Raw genomic sequence first — 13,093 nt, forward strand, 5'->3', positions numbered from 1 at the left:
TCTAGCGGTGCGCGCGTCCACTGAGTGGTTCTCGATGTACGGTCGAGAACACAACAACAAAGCTTTTGTTGTGACTGAAACATCAACAGTGTTTCGGCGGTCATAGCGAGAGGGAAACGCCCGGTCACATTCCGAACCCGGAAGCTAAGCCTCTCAGCGCCGATGGTACTGCAGGGGGGACCCTGTGGGAGAGTAGGACACCGCCGGACTTCCTTTACGAGAGGGCCACCCAACGCTGGGTGGCCCTCTCGCGCTTCACGCCCCTCCGCCTGCGCGGAGGGGCGTTCTGCGTTTCTAGACTGGAGCGCATGCCCACCGAACTCCATCCGCGCAGCGTGCTCGTGTCCCAGCGCCTCTCCGAGGCCGGGATCGATGCGGAGATCGTCGTGCTCCCCGACGCGGCCGCCACCGCAGCCCAGGCCGCGGCCGCTCTTGGCGTGGAGGTCGGGGCGATCGCGAACAGCCTCGTGTTCTGGTGCGACGATGCCCCGCTGCTGGTGATGACGAGCGGTGCGCACCGGGTCGACACGGCCGCACTGGCACAGCGGCTCGGCACGGGGCGCATCCGGCGCGCGACGGCCGATCAGGTGCTCGAGGCGACCGGTCAGGTGATCGGCGGCGTCGCTCCGACGGGCCATCCGGCGCCGATCGCGACGATCGTCGACGCCGATCTCGCGCGGTTCCCGCAGCTGTGGGCCGCCGCCGGGACGGCGCACACCGTCTTCCCGCTGACCTTCGACGAGCTCGTGAGGCTCACCGGCGGGCGGGTGGAGCGCGTCGACTGACGGCTCAGCCGAGGAGGGCGTGCGCGATCGTGAATATCACGAGCCCCGCGAGCGCGCCGACGACCGTGCCGTTGAGCCGGATGTACTGGAGGTCGCGGCCCACCATGAGCTCGATCTTCTCCGTCGTCTCCTGCGGGTCCCAGCGCTCGACCGTCTCGGTGATGAGCGACGCGATGTCGCTGCGGTAGCGCTCCACGAGGAACACGGCGGCGTCGGTCACCCAGTCGTCCACGCGCGAGCGCAGGGACGGCTCGTTCTGCAGGCGCTCGCCGATCTCGACGAGCGCATCCCGCGCGCGCGTCCGCAGTGCGCTCCCGGGCTCGTCGAGCTCACGCAGCAGCCCCTGCTTCGCGGCGCCCCACGCCTCGGCCGCGAGGCGGCGCACGCGTGGGCTGTCGAAGAGCGTCGCCTTGGCCTGCTCGAGGCGGTCGCGGGTGACCGGATCGTGCTGCAGGTTGAACGCGAGTCGCGCGAGGTAGTCGTCGATCGCGCCGCGGGCCGGGTGACGAGGGTCGGCGCGCAGCGCGCCGACGAACGCGACGGCCTCGTTGTACACCGTGTGGTCAACGAGCCGCGCGGCGATCGACGGGACCCACGAGGGCAGGCGACGCGACACCAGGCCCTGGAACACCTCCGGGTTCGCGTCCAGCCAGGCCGCGACCGTGTCGGCGGCCAGATCCACGGCGCCGTGGTGCGCCCCCGTGTCGATCACGCGTTCGAGCCATCCGCCGAGCGGCTCGCCCCACCCGGGCTCGATCAGGTGCTCCCGCGCCAGCGACTCGATGACATCCTGCACGTCGTCGTCGCTCAGCGCGCGCAGCACGCCCTGCGCCATGGCCGCGCCCTCGGACGCCACCCGCTCCGCATGCTCGGGCGCGCGCAGCCAGGCTCCCAGGCGCGCGGCGATCGGCGTGGAGGCGAGCTTGCGCCGCACCACCTCGGCCTCGAGGAAGTTCGTCTCGACGAACTCGCCCAGGTTCCGCCCGATCTCGTCCTTGCGGGTCGGGATGATCGCCGTGTGGGGGATGGGCAGCCCCAGCGGCCGGCGGAACAGCGCCGTCACCGCGAACCAGTCGGCCAGGGCGCCCACCATCCCGCCCTCTGCCGCGGCGCGCAGGTACGCCAGCGCGGGCATCCGGTCCTGGAGCGCGAAGCCGACGACGAACAGCACGGCCATGAAGATCAGCGCCCCCAGCGCGACCGCCTTCATGCGCCGGAGCGCGAACAGGCGCTCCTGGTCCGCAGCCGACAGGAGCTCCACGGGGGTGCGTGCCATGTCGGCCATCCTCGCACGCCCCTCCCGGTCAACCCGGCGTACGCTCGTGAGCGTGATCGAAGACATCCAGAAGCGCGCTCTGCATCGCACCCGCATCCTCGAGGGGCAGATGCGCGGTCTCGGCCGGATGATCGAGAACGAGGACTACTGCATGGACATCATCACGCAGTCCCGTGCGATCCAGCGTTCGCTCGAGTCCCTCAACCGCCTGCTGCTGGAGAACCACCTGCGCACCCACGTGACGCACATGTTCGAGCACGGCGACGCCGAGCGCGAGCAGGCCGTGGCCGAGCTGCTGCGGGCCTTCGACTTCGACGGGCGCTGACCTCAGCCCTCGAGCGGGCCCAGCCAGGCCGTCGCGACGGTGGCGTGCGCCGACTCGGGGTCGGACGGATGGAACGCGCCCGCGAGCACGTCGCGGTAGAGACGCGACAGCTCGCTGGCCGCGAAGAACGACGAGCCGCCCGCCACGAGCATCGCGTCGTCGACGACCTGCTTGGCGGTCGCGGTCGCGCGGTGCTTGAGCCCGGACAGCAGCGAGAACCAGCGGGCTCCGTGGTCCACGCGCTCGTCGACGTCGCGGGCGATCGACGCGAGCTGGGGCGGCAGCGCGTCGTACGCCAGCGCCATGCCCGCGATGCGCCAGCGGATGTCCGGATCCTGGCTGTACGGGCGACCGGTCTTCTTCGATCGGCGCGCCTGCGCGGCGGCGACCGCGAGGTCCAGCGCGCGATGCGCGATGCCCGTGTAGACCGACGCGAGCAGCACCTCGAACACGCTGAAGATGCCGAACACGATCGGGTCGGGGTTCGGGCCGGCGGCGACGCGTCGCACCACGCGGTCGGCGGGAGCCACCGCCCCGTGCAGCTCGGTGGTCCGGCTCTGCGTGCCGCGCATGCCGAGCGTGTCCCAGTCGTCGCGCGTGACGACGCGCTCGTCCCGCTCGAGGAACGCGTACACGACCTGCGGCGCGTCCGGCGAGGACGTGTCCAGGCCGTGGACGCCCAGGCGCGTCCAGACCGGCGCGAGCGACGTGAAGATCTTGGTGCCCGTGAACGCGTAGGAGCCGTCGTCGAGCGGGGCGGCCTCGGTGTCGCTGCCGAACAGCACCAGGTCGTTGCCGGCCTCGCTGATGCCGAATGCGAAGACCTCGCCCGCGGCGGCGTCCTCCTGCACGAAGCTCAGGTCGTCGATGCCGCGGTCCTGCAGGACCTTCGCGACGCCCGTCCAGACGAGGTGCATGTTGATCGCGAGCGCCGTCGCGGGCGCCGCCTCCGCGAGGCGCTGCTGCAGCGCGGAGACCTCGGCGAGCCCGAGCCCGAGGCCGCCCCGCTCGGACGGGACGAGCGCGCGCAGGTATCCCGCGTCGCGGAGCTCGGCCAGGTCCTCGTCCGGGAAGACGTTGTCGGCGTCCACGCGGGCGGCGCGCGAGCGGATCCGCTCGACGAGCGCGTCGGTCAGAACGTCCCGCGGATCGAAGGCACCGGCCCCGGTCACCGCGCGATCACCTCGCGCAGCGCGCGCATGGTCGCCTCGGGCTTGTCGCGGTGCGGGGAGTGCCCGGCCCCGCGCACCACCGACATGGTGAGGGCGGGGTTCGCACGCAGCACCTCGTCGGCCAGCTCGCCGTCGAAGATGCTGTAGACGTCGGGATCCGAGCCGATCACGTGCGTGGGCACGGTGAGGCGGGCGGCTGCCTCGCGCACGTCCCACGGGCTGTTCTGCGCGCTGGTCTGCTCGACGGCCCAGCGGCTGCCGCGCGCCACAGCGTCGACCTTCAGCTCGATGTCGTGCGGGTGCCAGTGCGGGTGCTCCTCGCGCACGGCCTCGGCACGGTTGTCGGCGAACGCGCGCTCCTGGCTGCGGCGGACGATGCCGGCGTCGCGGTCGCGCAGGAAGATCGCCGGGTCCACGAGCACCAGCCGGCGGGTCCAGGCCGGGGCGTCCGCGGCGGCCAGCGTGCTCGACGCCCCGCCCAGCGAGTGGCCGACGACGAGGTCCCAGGCGTCCCCGCCCTCGGGCCGCGCGCCGCGGAGGTCGGCGGCGTACGCGGCGATCGTGTAGTCGAGGGCGCGCGGCGCGTCGCCGTGCCCGCGCAGGTCGACCGCGGTGGCCGACCAGCCGTCCTCCGCCAGCGCGACGCCATAGCGCCACATCAGCGCGCCCGACGAGCCCAGGCCGTGCACCAGCAGCACGCGGCGCGGCGACGACGGATCGCCCCAGTGCAGCCGGGGCAGGGTCACGGGAGCGGGACGTGCGGTCATGCGCCCAGCCTATGCAGGCACGACCGTCACGTGATCACCGGCACCTGCTCGGTGTCGGGGATGGGGGAGGCGTCGCGGTGCCGCAGGTCGGGGAAGCCGCGATGGAACACGGCGGCCACGACGGCGGCCAGCACGACCATTCCGATGCTGACGTAGTAGGCGCCGACCGGACCCGTGCCGTCGATCGCGAACCCGCCGATCATCGAGCCGAGCGCGGCCCCGATCAGCTGGCCCGTGTTGATCCAGCCGTACGCCTCGGCGGTCTCGCTGAACTTGACGCTCGCGGACGTGGCGGCCAGCATCGAGGCGAGGGCCGGCGCGAAGCCGACACCCGCGACGAACAGGGCGAAGCCGAGCCACCACGGGTTGCCCAGCCACACGAGCGTCAGGGCGCTGCCGAGCGCGACGATGCAGAGCCGGCGCGCCGTGGACCACGGGCTCATCGGGATGCCGCCGGAGCCCAGGCCGCCCGCCAGGCTGCCGAGGGCGTACGCCGCGAGCACCAGCCCGGACTCGAGACCGCCCTCGCCGAAGGTCGCGACGATGCCGGTCTCGATCGCGGCCGTCGCGCCGATGAACAGCAGGCCGATCGAGGTGGTGAGGATCACGGTCGGCTTGCGCAGGACGCGTCCGAACGCCGCCCGGCTCCGCGGGATGCGGACGCGCCCCACCTCGGGGGAGAAGATGAACCAGGCGCCGCCCAGGAGCGCGATGAGCACGACGGCCAGCAGCGCCACCACGGACGAGATCTGCAGCGCCAGGAACGTGACGAGCACGGGAGCGACGACCCAGATCAGCTCCTGCAGCGAGGCGTCCAGCGAGTACAGGGCGGTCAGCTGCCGCGAGTTGACCAGCTTGGGGTAGATCGTGCGCACCGCGGACTGGACCGGCGGCGTCGCGAGGCCCGCGATCAGGCCGAGCGCGACGAGCACCGGCACGGGCAGCGGCGCCAGGGCCAGGGCCGTCAGGGTCGCGGCGTACACGAGCGTGAGCAGCGAGAGCACGGGGCGCATGCCCCAGCGGCCCATCCAGCGGCTCGTGATCGGGCCGGCGACGGCCTGGCCGATCGACATGGCGGCGAGCACCGTCCCGGCCGCCCCGTACGAGTGGGTCATGTGCTCGATGTGGATGAGGATGCCGAGGCTCACCATGCCCGACGGGAACCGCGCCGTGAGCTGGGCGGCGATGATGCGGATGACGCCCGGCGTGCGGGCGAGCTCGCGATAGGCGGAGGCGGAGGACGACACGTCCTCACGCTATCTCCCCGGACCCGTGGGAACGCCCGATGAGCGGGCCATCCGAGGGTGCTCCCGGGCCGCTGCGGAGCGCCCGATCGCGACACGCCGCGACACGCCGAGGGGCCGATTCCACACCCTGTGGGATGTCGGAGGCCCGCCCTAGCGTTCCATCTGTGGAGAGGCGGTCTCGTGCAGCGCGCGAACCGCGATTTCCCGGCCATCGCGGGGCGCTCGCACGGGGTCCCGCCTGTGGACGGATCGGTGGATGGACCTGTGGTGGAGCGGTGGAGAACGGTGGAAAATGACAACCGTGTAACTACTAGTCCTAGTGGTGACCCTCAATGTCCGCACCCATATGTAGTATTGAGGTCCCGGCGGAGGTGCGCCGGGCAGCACACGTAACAAGGGGGAAGAAAGCGCCATGGCGATCACGGTCTACACGAAGCCTTCCTGCGTCCAGTGCACGGCCACGTACCGCGCGCTCGACTCGAAGGGCATCGACTACGAGGTCCTCGACCTCTCCCAGGACCCGGCCGCTCTCGAGCAGGTCAAGGCCCTCGGCTACATGCAGGCTCCCGTCGTGATCACGGACGAGGACCACTGGTCGGGCTTCCGCCCGGACAAGATCGACGAGCTCGCCGCCCGTCTCGCCTGAACGGCGCTCGCGCGCCCTTCGACGAGAACGGCGACCGAGAGGGAGATGAGATGACCGCCGCGACAGTCGCCGACACGGAGACTCCGCTCCTGGTCTACTTCTCGAGCGTGTCCGGCAACACGGCGCGTTTCATCGAGAAGCTCGGGAAGCCGGCCCGGCGCATCCCTCTCCACCGCGGCGACGAGCCCCTCGTCGTCGACGAGCCCTACGTGCTCGTCACCCCCACCTACGGCGGGGGAGACGGGCGGGGAGCGGTGCCGAAGCAGGTCATCCGCTTCCTGAACGACGAACGCAACCGCCGGGGGATCCGAGGGGTCATCTCGGCCGGCAACACCAACTTCGGCGAAGGCTTCTGCATCGCCGGCGACATCATCAGCCGCAAGTGCCACGTGCCCCACTTGTATCGGCTCGAACTCTTCGGCACACCCGACGACGTCGATCGCGTCAGCGACGGATTGGAACGATGGTGGAAGCAGCAGCGGTGACCACGGAAGCCGACTTCAAGCACAACGCGAAGTTCGAGGGCCTGGACTACCACGCCCTGAACGCGATGCTGAACCTGTACGACGAGAACGGGAAGATCCAGTTCGACGCCGACAAGCGCGCCGCACGGGAGTACTTCCTGCAGCACGTCAACCAGAACACGGTGTTCTTCCACTCGCTCCGCGAGCGGCTCGACTACCTGGTCGAGAAGGAGTACTACGAGGCCGCGGTCATCGAGAAGTACCCGTTCGAGTTCATCGAGAAGCTCAACGACTTCGCCTACGGCAAGAAGTTCCGCTTCGAGACGTTCCTCGGCGCCTTCAAGTACTACACGAGCTACACGCTGAAGACCTTCGACGGCAAGCGCTACCTCGAGCGCTTCGAGGACCGCGTCGTCATGACGGCCCTCGCGCTCGCCGACGGCGACCAGGACCTCGCGTGGAACCTCGTCGAGGAGATCATCTCGGGCCGCTTCCAGCCCGCGACTCCCACGTTCCTCAACGCCGGCAAGGCGCAGCGCGGCGAGCTCGTCAGCTGCTTCCTGCTGCGCATCGAGGACAACATGGAGTCCATCGCGCGCGGCATCAACTCCGCGCTGCAGCTCTCCAAGCGCGGCGGCGGCGTGGCCCTGCTGCTGTCGAACATCCGCGAGGCCGGCGCGCCGATCAAGCAGATCGAGAACCAGTCCAGCGGCATCATCCCCGTCATGAAGCTGCTCGAGGACTCGTTCAGCTACGCCAACCAGCTCGGCGCACGTCAGGGCGCGGGCGCGGTGTACCTCTCGGCGCACCACCCCGACATCATGAAGTTCCTCGACACCAAGCGCGAGAACGCCGACGAGAAGATCCGCATCAAGACGCTGTCGCTCGGCGTCGTCGTGCCGGACATCACGTTCGAGCTCGCCAAGAACGACGAGGACATGTACCTCTTCTCGCCGTACGACGTCGAGCGCGTCTACGGCGTGCCCTTCGGCGACATCTCGGTCACCGAGAAGTACCGCGAGATGGTCGACGACCCGCGCATCAAGAAGACCAAGATCAACGCGCGGAAGTTCTTCCAGACGCTCGCCGAGATCCAGTTCGAGTCGGGCTACCCGTACATCATGTTCGAGGACACGGTGAACCGGGCCAACCCGATCAAGGGCCGGATCAACATGTCGAACCTCTGCAGCGAGATCCTGCAGGTGAACACGCCGACGACGCTCAACGAGGACCTCTCGTACGACCAGATCGGCAAGGACATCTCCTGCAACCTGGGCTCGCTGAACATCGCGCTCGCGATGGACTCGCCCGACCTGGGCAAGACCATCGAGACGTCGATCCGCGCGCTCACCGCGGTGAGCGACCAGAGCCACATCCGCTCGGTCCGCTCGATCGAGGACGGCAACGACAAGTCGCACGCCATCGGCCTCGGCCAGATGAACCTGCACGGCTACCTGGCCCGCGAGCGCGTCTACTACGGCTCGGAAGAGGGCATCGACTTCACGAACATCTACTTCTACACGGTGCTGTTCCACGCGCTGCGCGCGTCGAACAGGCTCGCGATCGAGCGCAAGCAGGTGTTCGACGGGTTCTGGGAGTCGAAGTACGCCTCGGGCGAGTTCTTCGACAAGTACACCGAGCAGGCGTGGGTGCCGCAGACCGAGAAGGTCAAGGAGCTCTTCGCCGGCCACCACATCCCCACGCAGGACGACTGGCGCGAGCTGAAGGCCTCCATCCAGGAGCACGGCATCTACAACCAGAACCTGCAGGCGGTGCCGCCGACCGGCTCGATCTCGTACATCAACAACTCGACGTCGTCGATCCACCCGATCGCGTCGAAGATCGAGATCCGCAAGGAAGGCAAGCTCGGCCGCGTCTACTACCCGGCGCCGTTCATGACGAACGAGAACCTGGACTACTACCAGGACGCGTACGAGATCGGCTACGAGAAGGTCATCGACACGTACGCGGCGGCCACGCAGCACGTCGACCAGGGCCTGTCGCTCACGCTGTTCTTCAAGGACACGGCGACGACCCGCGACATCAACAAGGCTCAGATCTACGCGTGGAAGAAGGGGATCAAGACGATCTACTACATCCGCCTGCGTCAGATGGCCCTCGAGGGCACGTCGATGGATCAGTGCGTCAGCTGCACGCTCTGACCTGAGGATGCGGTTCTGTTGACCGAGATCTCCCGTACGTCGCGAAACGCGGACTGGCCATTCGCCGGCGTCGTGTACGGCGTGCGGGAGATCGGGTCGACAGAGTATCGCTACGTCGGCATGACGACACGAACGGTCTCTTCCCGGCGGAAGCAGCATTTCAAGGCGGCGAGAGAAGGACGCAAACGTCCTGTGTACGACTGGCTCCGCAAGTACGAGAACCCGGAATCGGTGTACTTCGAGTCGCTGGAGCTGGTGATGAGCGATTCGTTGACAGATCTATTCCAGGCGGAGCGGCGCTGGAGCGCTGCTCTCCGAGACCGCGGTGACCGGCTCCTCAACCTCACCGACGGGGGAGACGGCGTTCGAGGCTACGTCTGGACGGAAGAACAGCGACGGGCCGCGGGCGAGCGGGCTCACGGGCGACCCACGGGAGTCCACCGACGGGGCCCCGATTCGCCGAACTGGGGGCGACGACTGCACAGCGATGAGCAACGTGCGCGTTGGTCGGAGATGAGGAAGGGATCCATCACCGGCGAACTCAATCCCAACTACGGCAAGTTCGGCCCAGCTCACCCCAGCTACGGTCGCAAGCGCTCGGATGAAACCCGAGCCCGCCTATCCGAGCAGAAGCGGGGTGAGCGAAACCCGAACTTCGGCAAGACCATGAGTGAAGAGGGTCGGCGACGACGATCCGAGAAGCTCAAAGGCAGGCCGATGCCCAGCAGTCGACGAAGCGCGCACACCCGTCACCACACCAACAAAGGCGTGTTCAAGGACACCTGCGATCATTGCCTCGACGACATGAAGAATCTGAAAGGGAGCACCGATGAGTGAGAAGCTGCAGCTTCTCGACCACGTCCAGGCAATCAACTGGAACCGGATCGAGGACGACAAGGACGTCGAGGTCTGGAACCGGCTCACGGGCAACTTCTGGCTGCCCGAGAAGGTGCCGCTGTCGAACGACATCCAGTCGTGGAACACGTTGACGCCAGGTGAGCAGCAGCTCACGATGCGTGTTTTCACGGGCCTCACGCTGCTGGACACCATCCAGGGCACGGTGGGCGCCGTCTCGCTCATCCCGGACGCACTGACCCCGCACGAGGAGGCGGTGTACACCAACATCGCGTTCATGGAGTCGGTGCACGCGAAGAGCTACTCGTCGATCTTCTCGACGCTGTGCTCGACGCAGGAGATCGACGAGGCGTTCCGCTGGTCGATCGAGAACCCGAACCTGCAGCGCAAGGCGCAGATCGTCATGGAGTACTACCGCGGCGACGAGCCGCTCAAGCGCAAGGTCGCCTCGACCCTGCTCGAGAGCTTCTTGTTCTACTCGGGCTTCTACCTGCCCATGCACTGGTCGAGCCGCGCGAAGCTCACCAACACGGCCGACCTCATCCGCCTCATCATCCGCGACGAGGCCGTGCACGGATACTACATCGGCTACAAGTTCCAGAAGGGGCTCGAGAAGGTCGATCAGGCCAAGCGCGACGAGATCAAGGACTACACGTTCTCGCTGCTCTACGAGCTCTACGACAACGAGGTGCAGTACACGCAGGACCTCTACGACCAGGTCGGCCTGACCGAGGACGTCAAGAAGTTCCTTCACTACAACGCCAACAAGGCGCTGATGAACCTCGGCTACGAGTCGATGTTCCCCTCGAGCGTGACCGACGTGAATCCGGCGATTCTGTCGGCCCTGTCGCCGAACGCTGACGAGAACCACGACTTCTTCTCGGGCTCGGGATCGTCGTACGTCATCGGCAAGGCCGAGGTCACAGAGGACGAGGACTGGGACTTCTGATCCCGGTCTGAGACCTGCGCGAAGGGCGCCCCTCCGGGGGCGCCCTTCGTCGTTCCGGCGTGGCGACCGGCAGAATGGCGGGCATGGGCGTGCCGCTGATCACCGAGATGCCGGATCCGCAGTTCGTGATGTCCGAGGAGGGCCACCGGATCGCGACCTACTCGTGGGGAGAGGATGACGCGCCCGTCGTGCTGGCCGTGCACGGCTTCGCGTCGAGCTGCCGCGACAACTGGGTCAACACCGGCTGGGTGCGCGAGCTGCTGGGCGCCGGGTTCCGCGTCCTGGGTGTGGACCAGCGCGGCCACGGCGCCAGCGACCGGCCGCACGACGCCGCGCAGTACACGATGGACGCGCTCGTGCGCGACATCGAGGTCGTGCTCGACACCTACCTGATCGACACGGTCCGGTACCTGGGCTACTCGCTCGGCGCCCGCGTCGGGTGGCACGTCGCGGTGGAGCTCGGCGACCGCATCGAGCGGGCCGTGCTCGGGGGCATCCCGGACGGGCGCCCGCTGGGGCGCCTGGATCTCGCGCAGGCCCGCGCGTTCGCCGAGCGCGGCGAGGAGGTGACCGACAAGGTCACGCGCAACTACATCACGCTCGCCGAGCGGGTGCCGGGCAACGACCTCCGGGCGATCATCGCGCTCGCGGAGGGCATGCGCTTCGGCGACGCGGACCCCGACCTCGGCCACCCGCCGCAGCAGCGCATCCTGTTCGCGACGGGCACCGAGGACGCGATCCTCGAGGACTCCCGCCGCCTGGCCGCGGCCGTGCCGAACGGCACGTTCGTGGAGGTGCCGGGCCGGCACCACTTCAACGCGCCGGGATCACGCGACTTCCGCCAGGCGGGCGTGGAGTTCCTGCGTCAGGACGCCTGAGCGCGTCAGGCGTCGATGCCGAGGTCCTTGCGCAGCCGCGCGACGTGGCCGGTGGCCTTGACGTTGTAGAGCGCGTGGGTGACGACGCCCTGCTCGTCCAGCACGAACGTCGAGCGGATGACGCCCTCGACGACCTTGCCGTAGTTCATCTTCTCGCCCCACGTGCCGTACGCGCGGTGCACGGCGGCGTCGGGGTCGCTCAGCAGCTCGAAGGGGATCGCGTCGCGCTCGCGGAACTCGGCCAGCTTGGCCGGCTCGTCGCGCGAGACACCCAGCACCGTGTATCCGGCGGCGGCCAGCGAGCCGATGCTGTCGCGGAAGTCGCACGCCTGCGTCGTGCAGCCGGGCGTCATCGCGGCGGGGTAGAAGTACAGCACGACCTTGCCGCCGCGGAAGTCAGCGAGCGAGACCTCGCGGCCGTCCTGGTCGAGCAGGGTGAAGTCGGGGGCGGGGGTACCGGGTTCGAGGCGCGTCGTGGTCACCCCACCAGCCTACGTTCGCGGGAGCGTCAGTAGTCCGTGCGGTCCTTGAACGTCGCCAGGAGGCGCTGCAGCGAGTCGACGCGCTCGGCGGGCAGGCGGCCGTCCGCGACCGCCTCGTTGAGCGCGCAGTCCGGCGCATCCGGCAGGTGCGTGCAGCCGCGCGGGCACTGCTCGGCGACCGCCTCGAGGTCCTTGTAGGCCCGGATGATGTTGGCCGGGTCGACGTGCCCGAGGCCGAACGAGCGCACTCCGGGGGTGTCGATGACCCAGCCCGACCCCGCGGGCCCGTGGTACCGCAGCGACACGGTGGAGGACGACGTGTGGCGGCCGCGGCCGGTCACCTCGTTCACGTGCCCGGTCGCGCGCCGCGCGCCCGGCACGAGCGCATTCACGAGCGTGGACTTGCCCACGCCCGAATGCCCGACGAACACCGTGCTGTGGCCCACCAGCGCCTCGCCGATGGCGTCGACCGGCGCCTCGTCGCGCGCGCTCGTGAAGACCCGCAGGTCGTCGAGGCCCGCGAAGTGCGCGAGGAACGGCGCGGGATCCGCGAGGTCGGTCTTGGTGACGACCATCAGCGGCCGGATGCCCGCATCCAGCGCCGCGATCAGGTAGCGGTCCACCAGCCGGGGGCGCGGCTCGGGGTCGGCCGCGGCCACCACGATGAGCATCTGGTCCGCGTTCGCGACGATGACCCGCTCGACCTGATCGGTGTCGTCCGCGCTGCGGCGCAGCAGCGACGTGCGCTCCTCGATCCCGACGATGCGGGCGAGCGTGCCCTCGGCGCCGCTCGTGTCGCCGACCACGCGGGCGCGGTCGCCCGTCACGATCGGCGTCTTGCGCAGCTCGCGGGCGCGCGCCGCGGTCACCTGGCGCTCGTCCGGCGTGTCCTCGCCGACGAGCACGGAGTAGCGGCCGCGGTCCACGCCGAGAACGCGCGCGATCGTCGCGTCCTCGTGCGCGGGGCGGCGCTTGGTGCGCGGTCGGTTGGCCTTGGGGTTCGGCCGGACCCGCACGTCGCTCTCGTCGTACTCGAGGTCGTCGTCCTCCCCGAGCGGATCGTCGAGCCAGCTCATCCCCGAGCC

The 13,093-nt window shown here is 69.1% G+C and carries 14 protein-coding genes and 1 rRNA gene; 9 read left to right on the forward strand and 6 right to left on the reverse strand.

Annotated features, from left to right (window positions below):
* The first annotated feature begins 92 nt into the window (after positions 1–92).
* Both rrf and B5M43_RS05635 read left to right on the forward strand, forming a co-directional pair.
* Positions 93–209, forward strand: a 5S ribosomal RNA gene (rrf, locus tag B5M43_RS05630).
* 99 nt (positions 210–308) lie between these two features.
* Entirely contained in the window at positions 309–785 is a 477-nt protein-coding gene (locus B5M43_RS05635; RefSeq protein ID WP_134746191.1) for a YbaK/EbsC family protein, read from the forward strand.
* 4 nt (positions 786–789) lie between these two features.
* On the opposite strand, the gene B5M43_RS05640 is transcribed toward B5M43_RS05635, so the two are convergent.
* On the reverse strand, positions 790–2,061 hold the full coding sequence (locus B5M43_RS05640; RefSeq protein ID WP_134746190.1) for a DUF445 domain-containing protein: 1,272 nt from the start codon (positions 2,059–2,061) through the stop codon (positions 790–792).
* A gap of 52 nt (positions 2,062–2,113) precedes the next feature.
* Here B5M43_RS05640 and B5M43_RS05645 point away from each other — a divergent pair, with 52 nt between their 5' ends.
* On the forward strand, positions 2,114–2,386 hold the full coding sequence (locus tag B5M43_RS05645; RefSeq protein WP_055990851.1) for a metal-sensitive transcriptional regulator: 273 nt from the start codon (positions 2,114–2,116) through the stop codon (positions 2,384–2,386).
* A gap of 2 nt (positions 2,387–2,388) precedes the next feature.
* Here the strand turns inward: B5M43_RS05645 and B5M43_RS05650 are convergent, their stop codons facing one another.
* Genes B5M43_RS05650 through B5M43_RS05660 form a run of 3 tightly spaced genes read right to left on the reverse strand, consistent with a single transcriptional unit; the run spans position 2,389 to position 5,572 of the window.
* Positions 2,389–3,558 (reverse strand): acyl-CoA dehydrogenase family protein, encoded by a 1,170-nt coding sequence (locus B5M43_RS05650; RefSeq protein ID WP_134746189.1) that lies wholly within the window; start codon positions 3,556–3,558, stop codon positions 2,389–2,391.
* A complete protein-coding gene (locus B5M43_RS05655) occupies positions 3,555–4,325 on the reverse strand; it encodes an alpha/beta fold hydrolase (protein ID WP_134746188.1) in 771 nt (256 codons plus the stop codon). Before B5M43_RS05655 ends, B5M43_RS05650 begins: the two co-directional genes overlap by 4 nt.
* A 26-nt stretch (positions 4,326–4,351) precedes the next feature.
* On the reverse strand, positions 4,352–5,572 hold the full coding sequence (locus B5M43_RS05660) for an MFS transporter (protein WP_327040473.1): 1,221 nt from the start codon (positions 5,570–5,572) through the stop codon (positions 4,352–4,354).
* Between the two features lie 412 nt (positions 5,573–5,984).
* Here B5M43_RS05660 and nrdH point away from each other — a divergent pair, with 412 nt between their 5' ends.
* From nrdH to B5M43_RS05690, 6 genes are all read left to right on the forward strand, one after another.
* On the forward strand, positions 5,985–6,218 hold the full coding sequence (nrdH, locus tag B5M43_RS05665; protein WP_055990842.1) for a glutaredoxin-like protein NrdH: 234 nt from the start codon (positions 5,985–5,987) through the stop codon (positions 6,216–6,218).
* Positions 6,219–6,268: 50 nt separating this feature from the next.
* Positions 6,269–6,703 carry a class Ib ribonucleoside-diphosphate reductase assembly flavoprotein NrdI gene (nrdI, locus tag B5M43_RS05670; protein ID WP_055990839.1) on the forward strand — a complete coding sequence of 145 codons (435 nt, stop codon included), beginning with the start codon at positions 6,269–6,271 and terminating at the stop codon, positions 6,701–6,703.
* Entirely contained in the window at positions 6,682–8,844 is a 2,163-nt protein-coding gene (nrdE, locus tag B5M43_RS05675) for a class 1b ribonucleoside-diphosphate reductase subunit alpha (RefSeq protein ID WP_055990835.1), read from the forward strand. Before nrdI ends, nrdE begins: the two co-directional genes overlap by 22 nt.
* Positions 8,845–8,862: 18 nt before the next feature.
* Entirely contained in the window at positions 8,863–9,681 is an 819-nt protein-coding gene (locus B5M43_RS05680; RefSeq protein WP_230667708.1) for an NUMOD3 domain-containing DNA-binding protein, read from the forward strand.
* On the forward strand, positions 9,674–10,648 hold the full coding sequence (gene nrdF / locus B5M43_RS05685) for a class 1b ribonucleoside-diphosphate reductase subunit beta (protein ID WP_055990831.1): 975 nt from the start codon (positions 9,674–9,676) through the stop codon (positions 10,646–10,648). Before B5M43_RS05680 ends, nrdF begins: the two co-directional genes overlap by 8 nt.
* Positions 10,649–10,731: 83 nt before the next feature.
* Positions 10,732–11,526 carry an alpha/beta fold hydrolase gene (locus B5M43_RS05690; protein ID WP_134746187.1) on the forward strand — a complete coding sequence of 265 codons (795 nt, stop codon included), beginning with the start codon at positions 10,732–10,734 and terminating at the stop codon, positions 11,524–11,526.
* A 5-nt stretch (positions 11,527–11,531) separates the two neighbouring features.
* Here the strand turns inward: B5M43_RS05690 and bcp are convergent, their stop codons facing one another.
* Entirely contained in the window at positions 11,532–12,008 is a 477-nt protein-coding gene (gene bcp / locus B5M43_RS05695; protein WP_134746186.1) for a thioredoxin-dependent thiol peroxidase, read from the reverse strand.
* A 26-nt stretch (positions 12,009–12,034) separates the two neighbouring features.
* Positions 12,035–13,084 (reverse strand): ribosome small subunit-dependent GTPase A, encoded by a 1,050-nt coding sequence (gene rsgA, locus B5M43_RS05700; RefSeq protein ID WP_055992553.1) that lies wholly within the window; start codon positions 13,082–13,084, stop codon positions 12,035–12,037.
* Positions 13,085–13,093: the final 9 nt, after the last annotated feature.

The organism is Microbacterium sp. MEC084 (genome assembly GCF_004514465.2).
Lineage (GTDB): Bacteria > Actinomycetota > Actinomycetes > Actinomycetales > Microbacteriaceae > Microbacterium.

What these genes read in the sequence shown, in the direction of transcription:
- B5M43_RS05635 (WP_134746191.1), top strand. Translation starts at nt 309, where the DNA reads ATGCCCACCGAACTCCATCCGCGCAGCGTGCTCGTGTCCCAGCGCCTC.
- nrdH (WP_055990842.1), top strand. Translation starts at nt 5,985, where the DNA reads ATGGCGATCACGGTCTACACGAAGCCTTCCTGCGTCCAGTGCACGGCC.
- B5M43_RS05640 (WP_134746190.1), bottom strand. Translation starts at nt 2,061, where the DNA reads ATGGCACGCACCCCCGTGGAGCTCCTGTCGGCTGCGGACCAGGAGCGC.
- rsgA (WP_055992553.1), bottom strand. Translation starts at nt 13,084, where the DNA reads ATGAGCTGGCTCGACGATCCGCTCGGGGAGGACGACGACCTCGAGTAC.
- nrdE (WP_055990835.1), top strand. Translation starts at nt 6,682, where the DNA reads ATGGTGGAAGCAGCAGCGGTGACCACGGAAGCCGACTTCAAGCACAAC.
- nrdF (WP_055990831.1), top strand. Translation starts at nt 9,674, where the DNA reads ATGAGTGAGAAGCTGCAGCTTCTCGACCACGTCCAGGCAATCAACTGG.
- B5M43_RS05690 (WP_134746187.1), top strand. Translation starts at nt 10,732, where the DNA reads ATGGGCGTGCCGCTGATCACCGAGATGCCGGATCCGCAGTTCGTGATG.
- nrdI (WP_055990839.1), top strand. Translation starts at nt 6,269, where the DNA reads ATGACCGCCGCGACAGTCGCCGACACGGAGACTCCGCTCCTGGTCTAC.
- B5M43_RS05655 (WP_134746188.1), bottom strand. Translation starts at nt 4,325, where the DNA reads ATGACCGCACGTCCCGCTCCCGTGACCCTGCCCCGGCTGCACTGGGGC.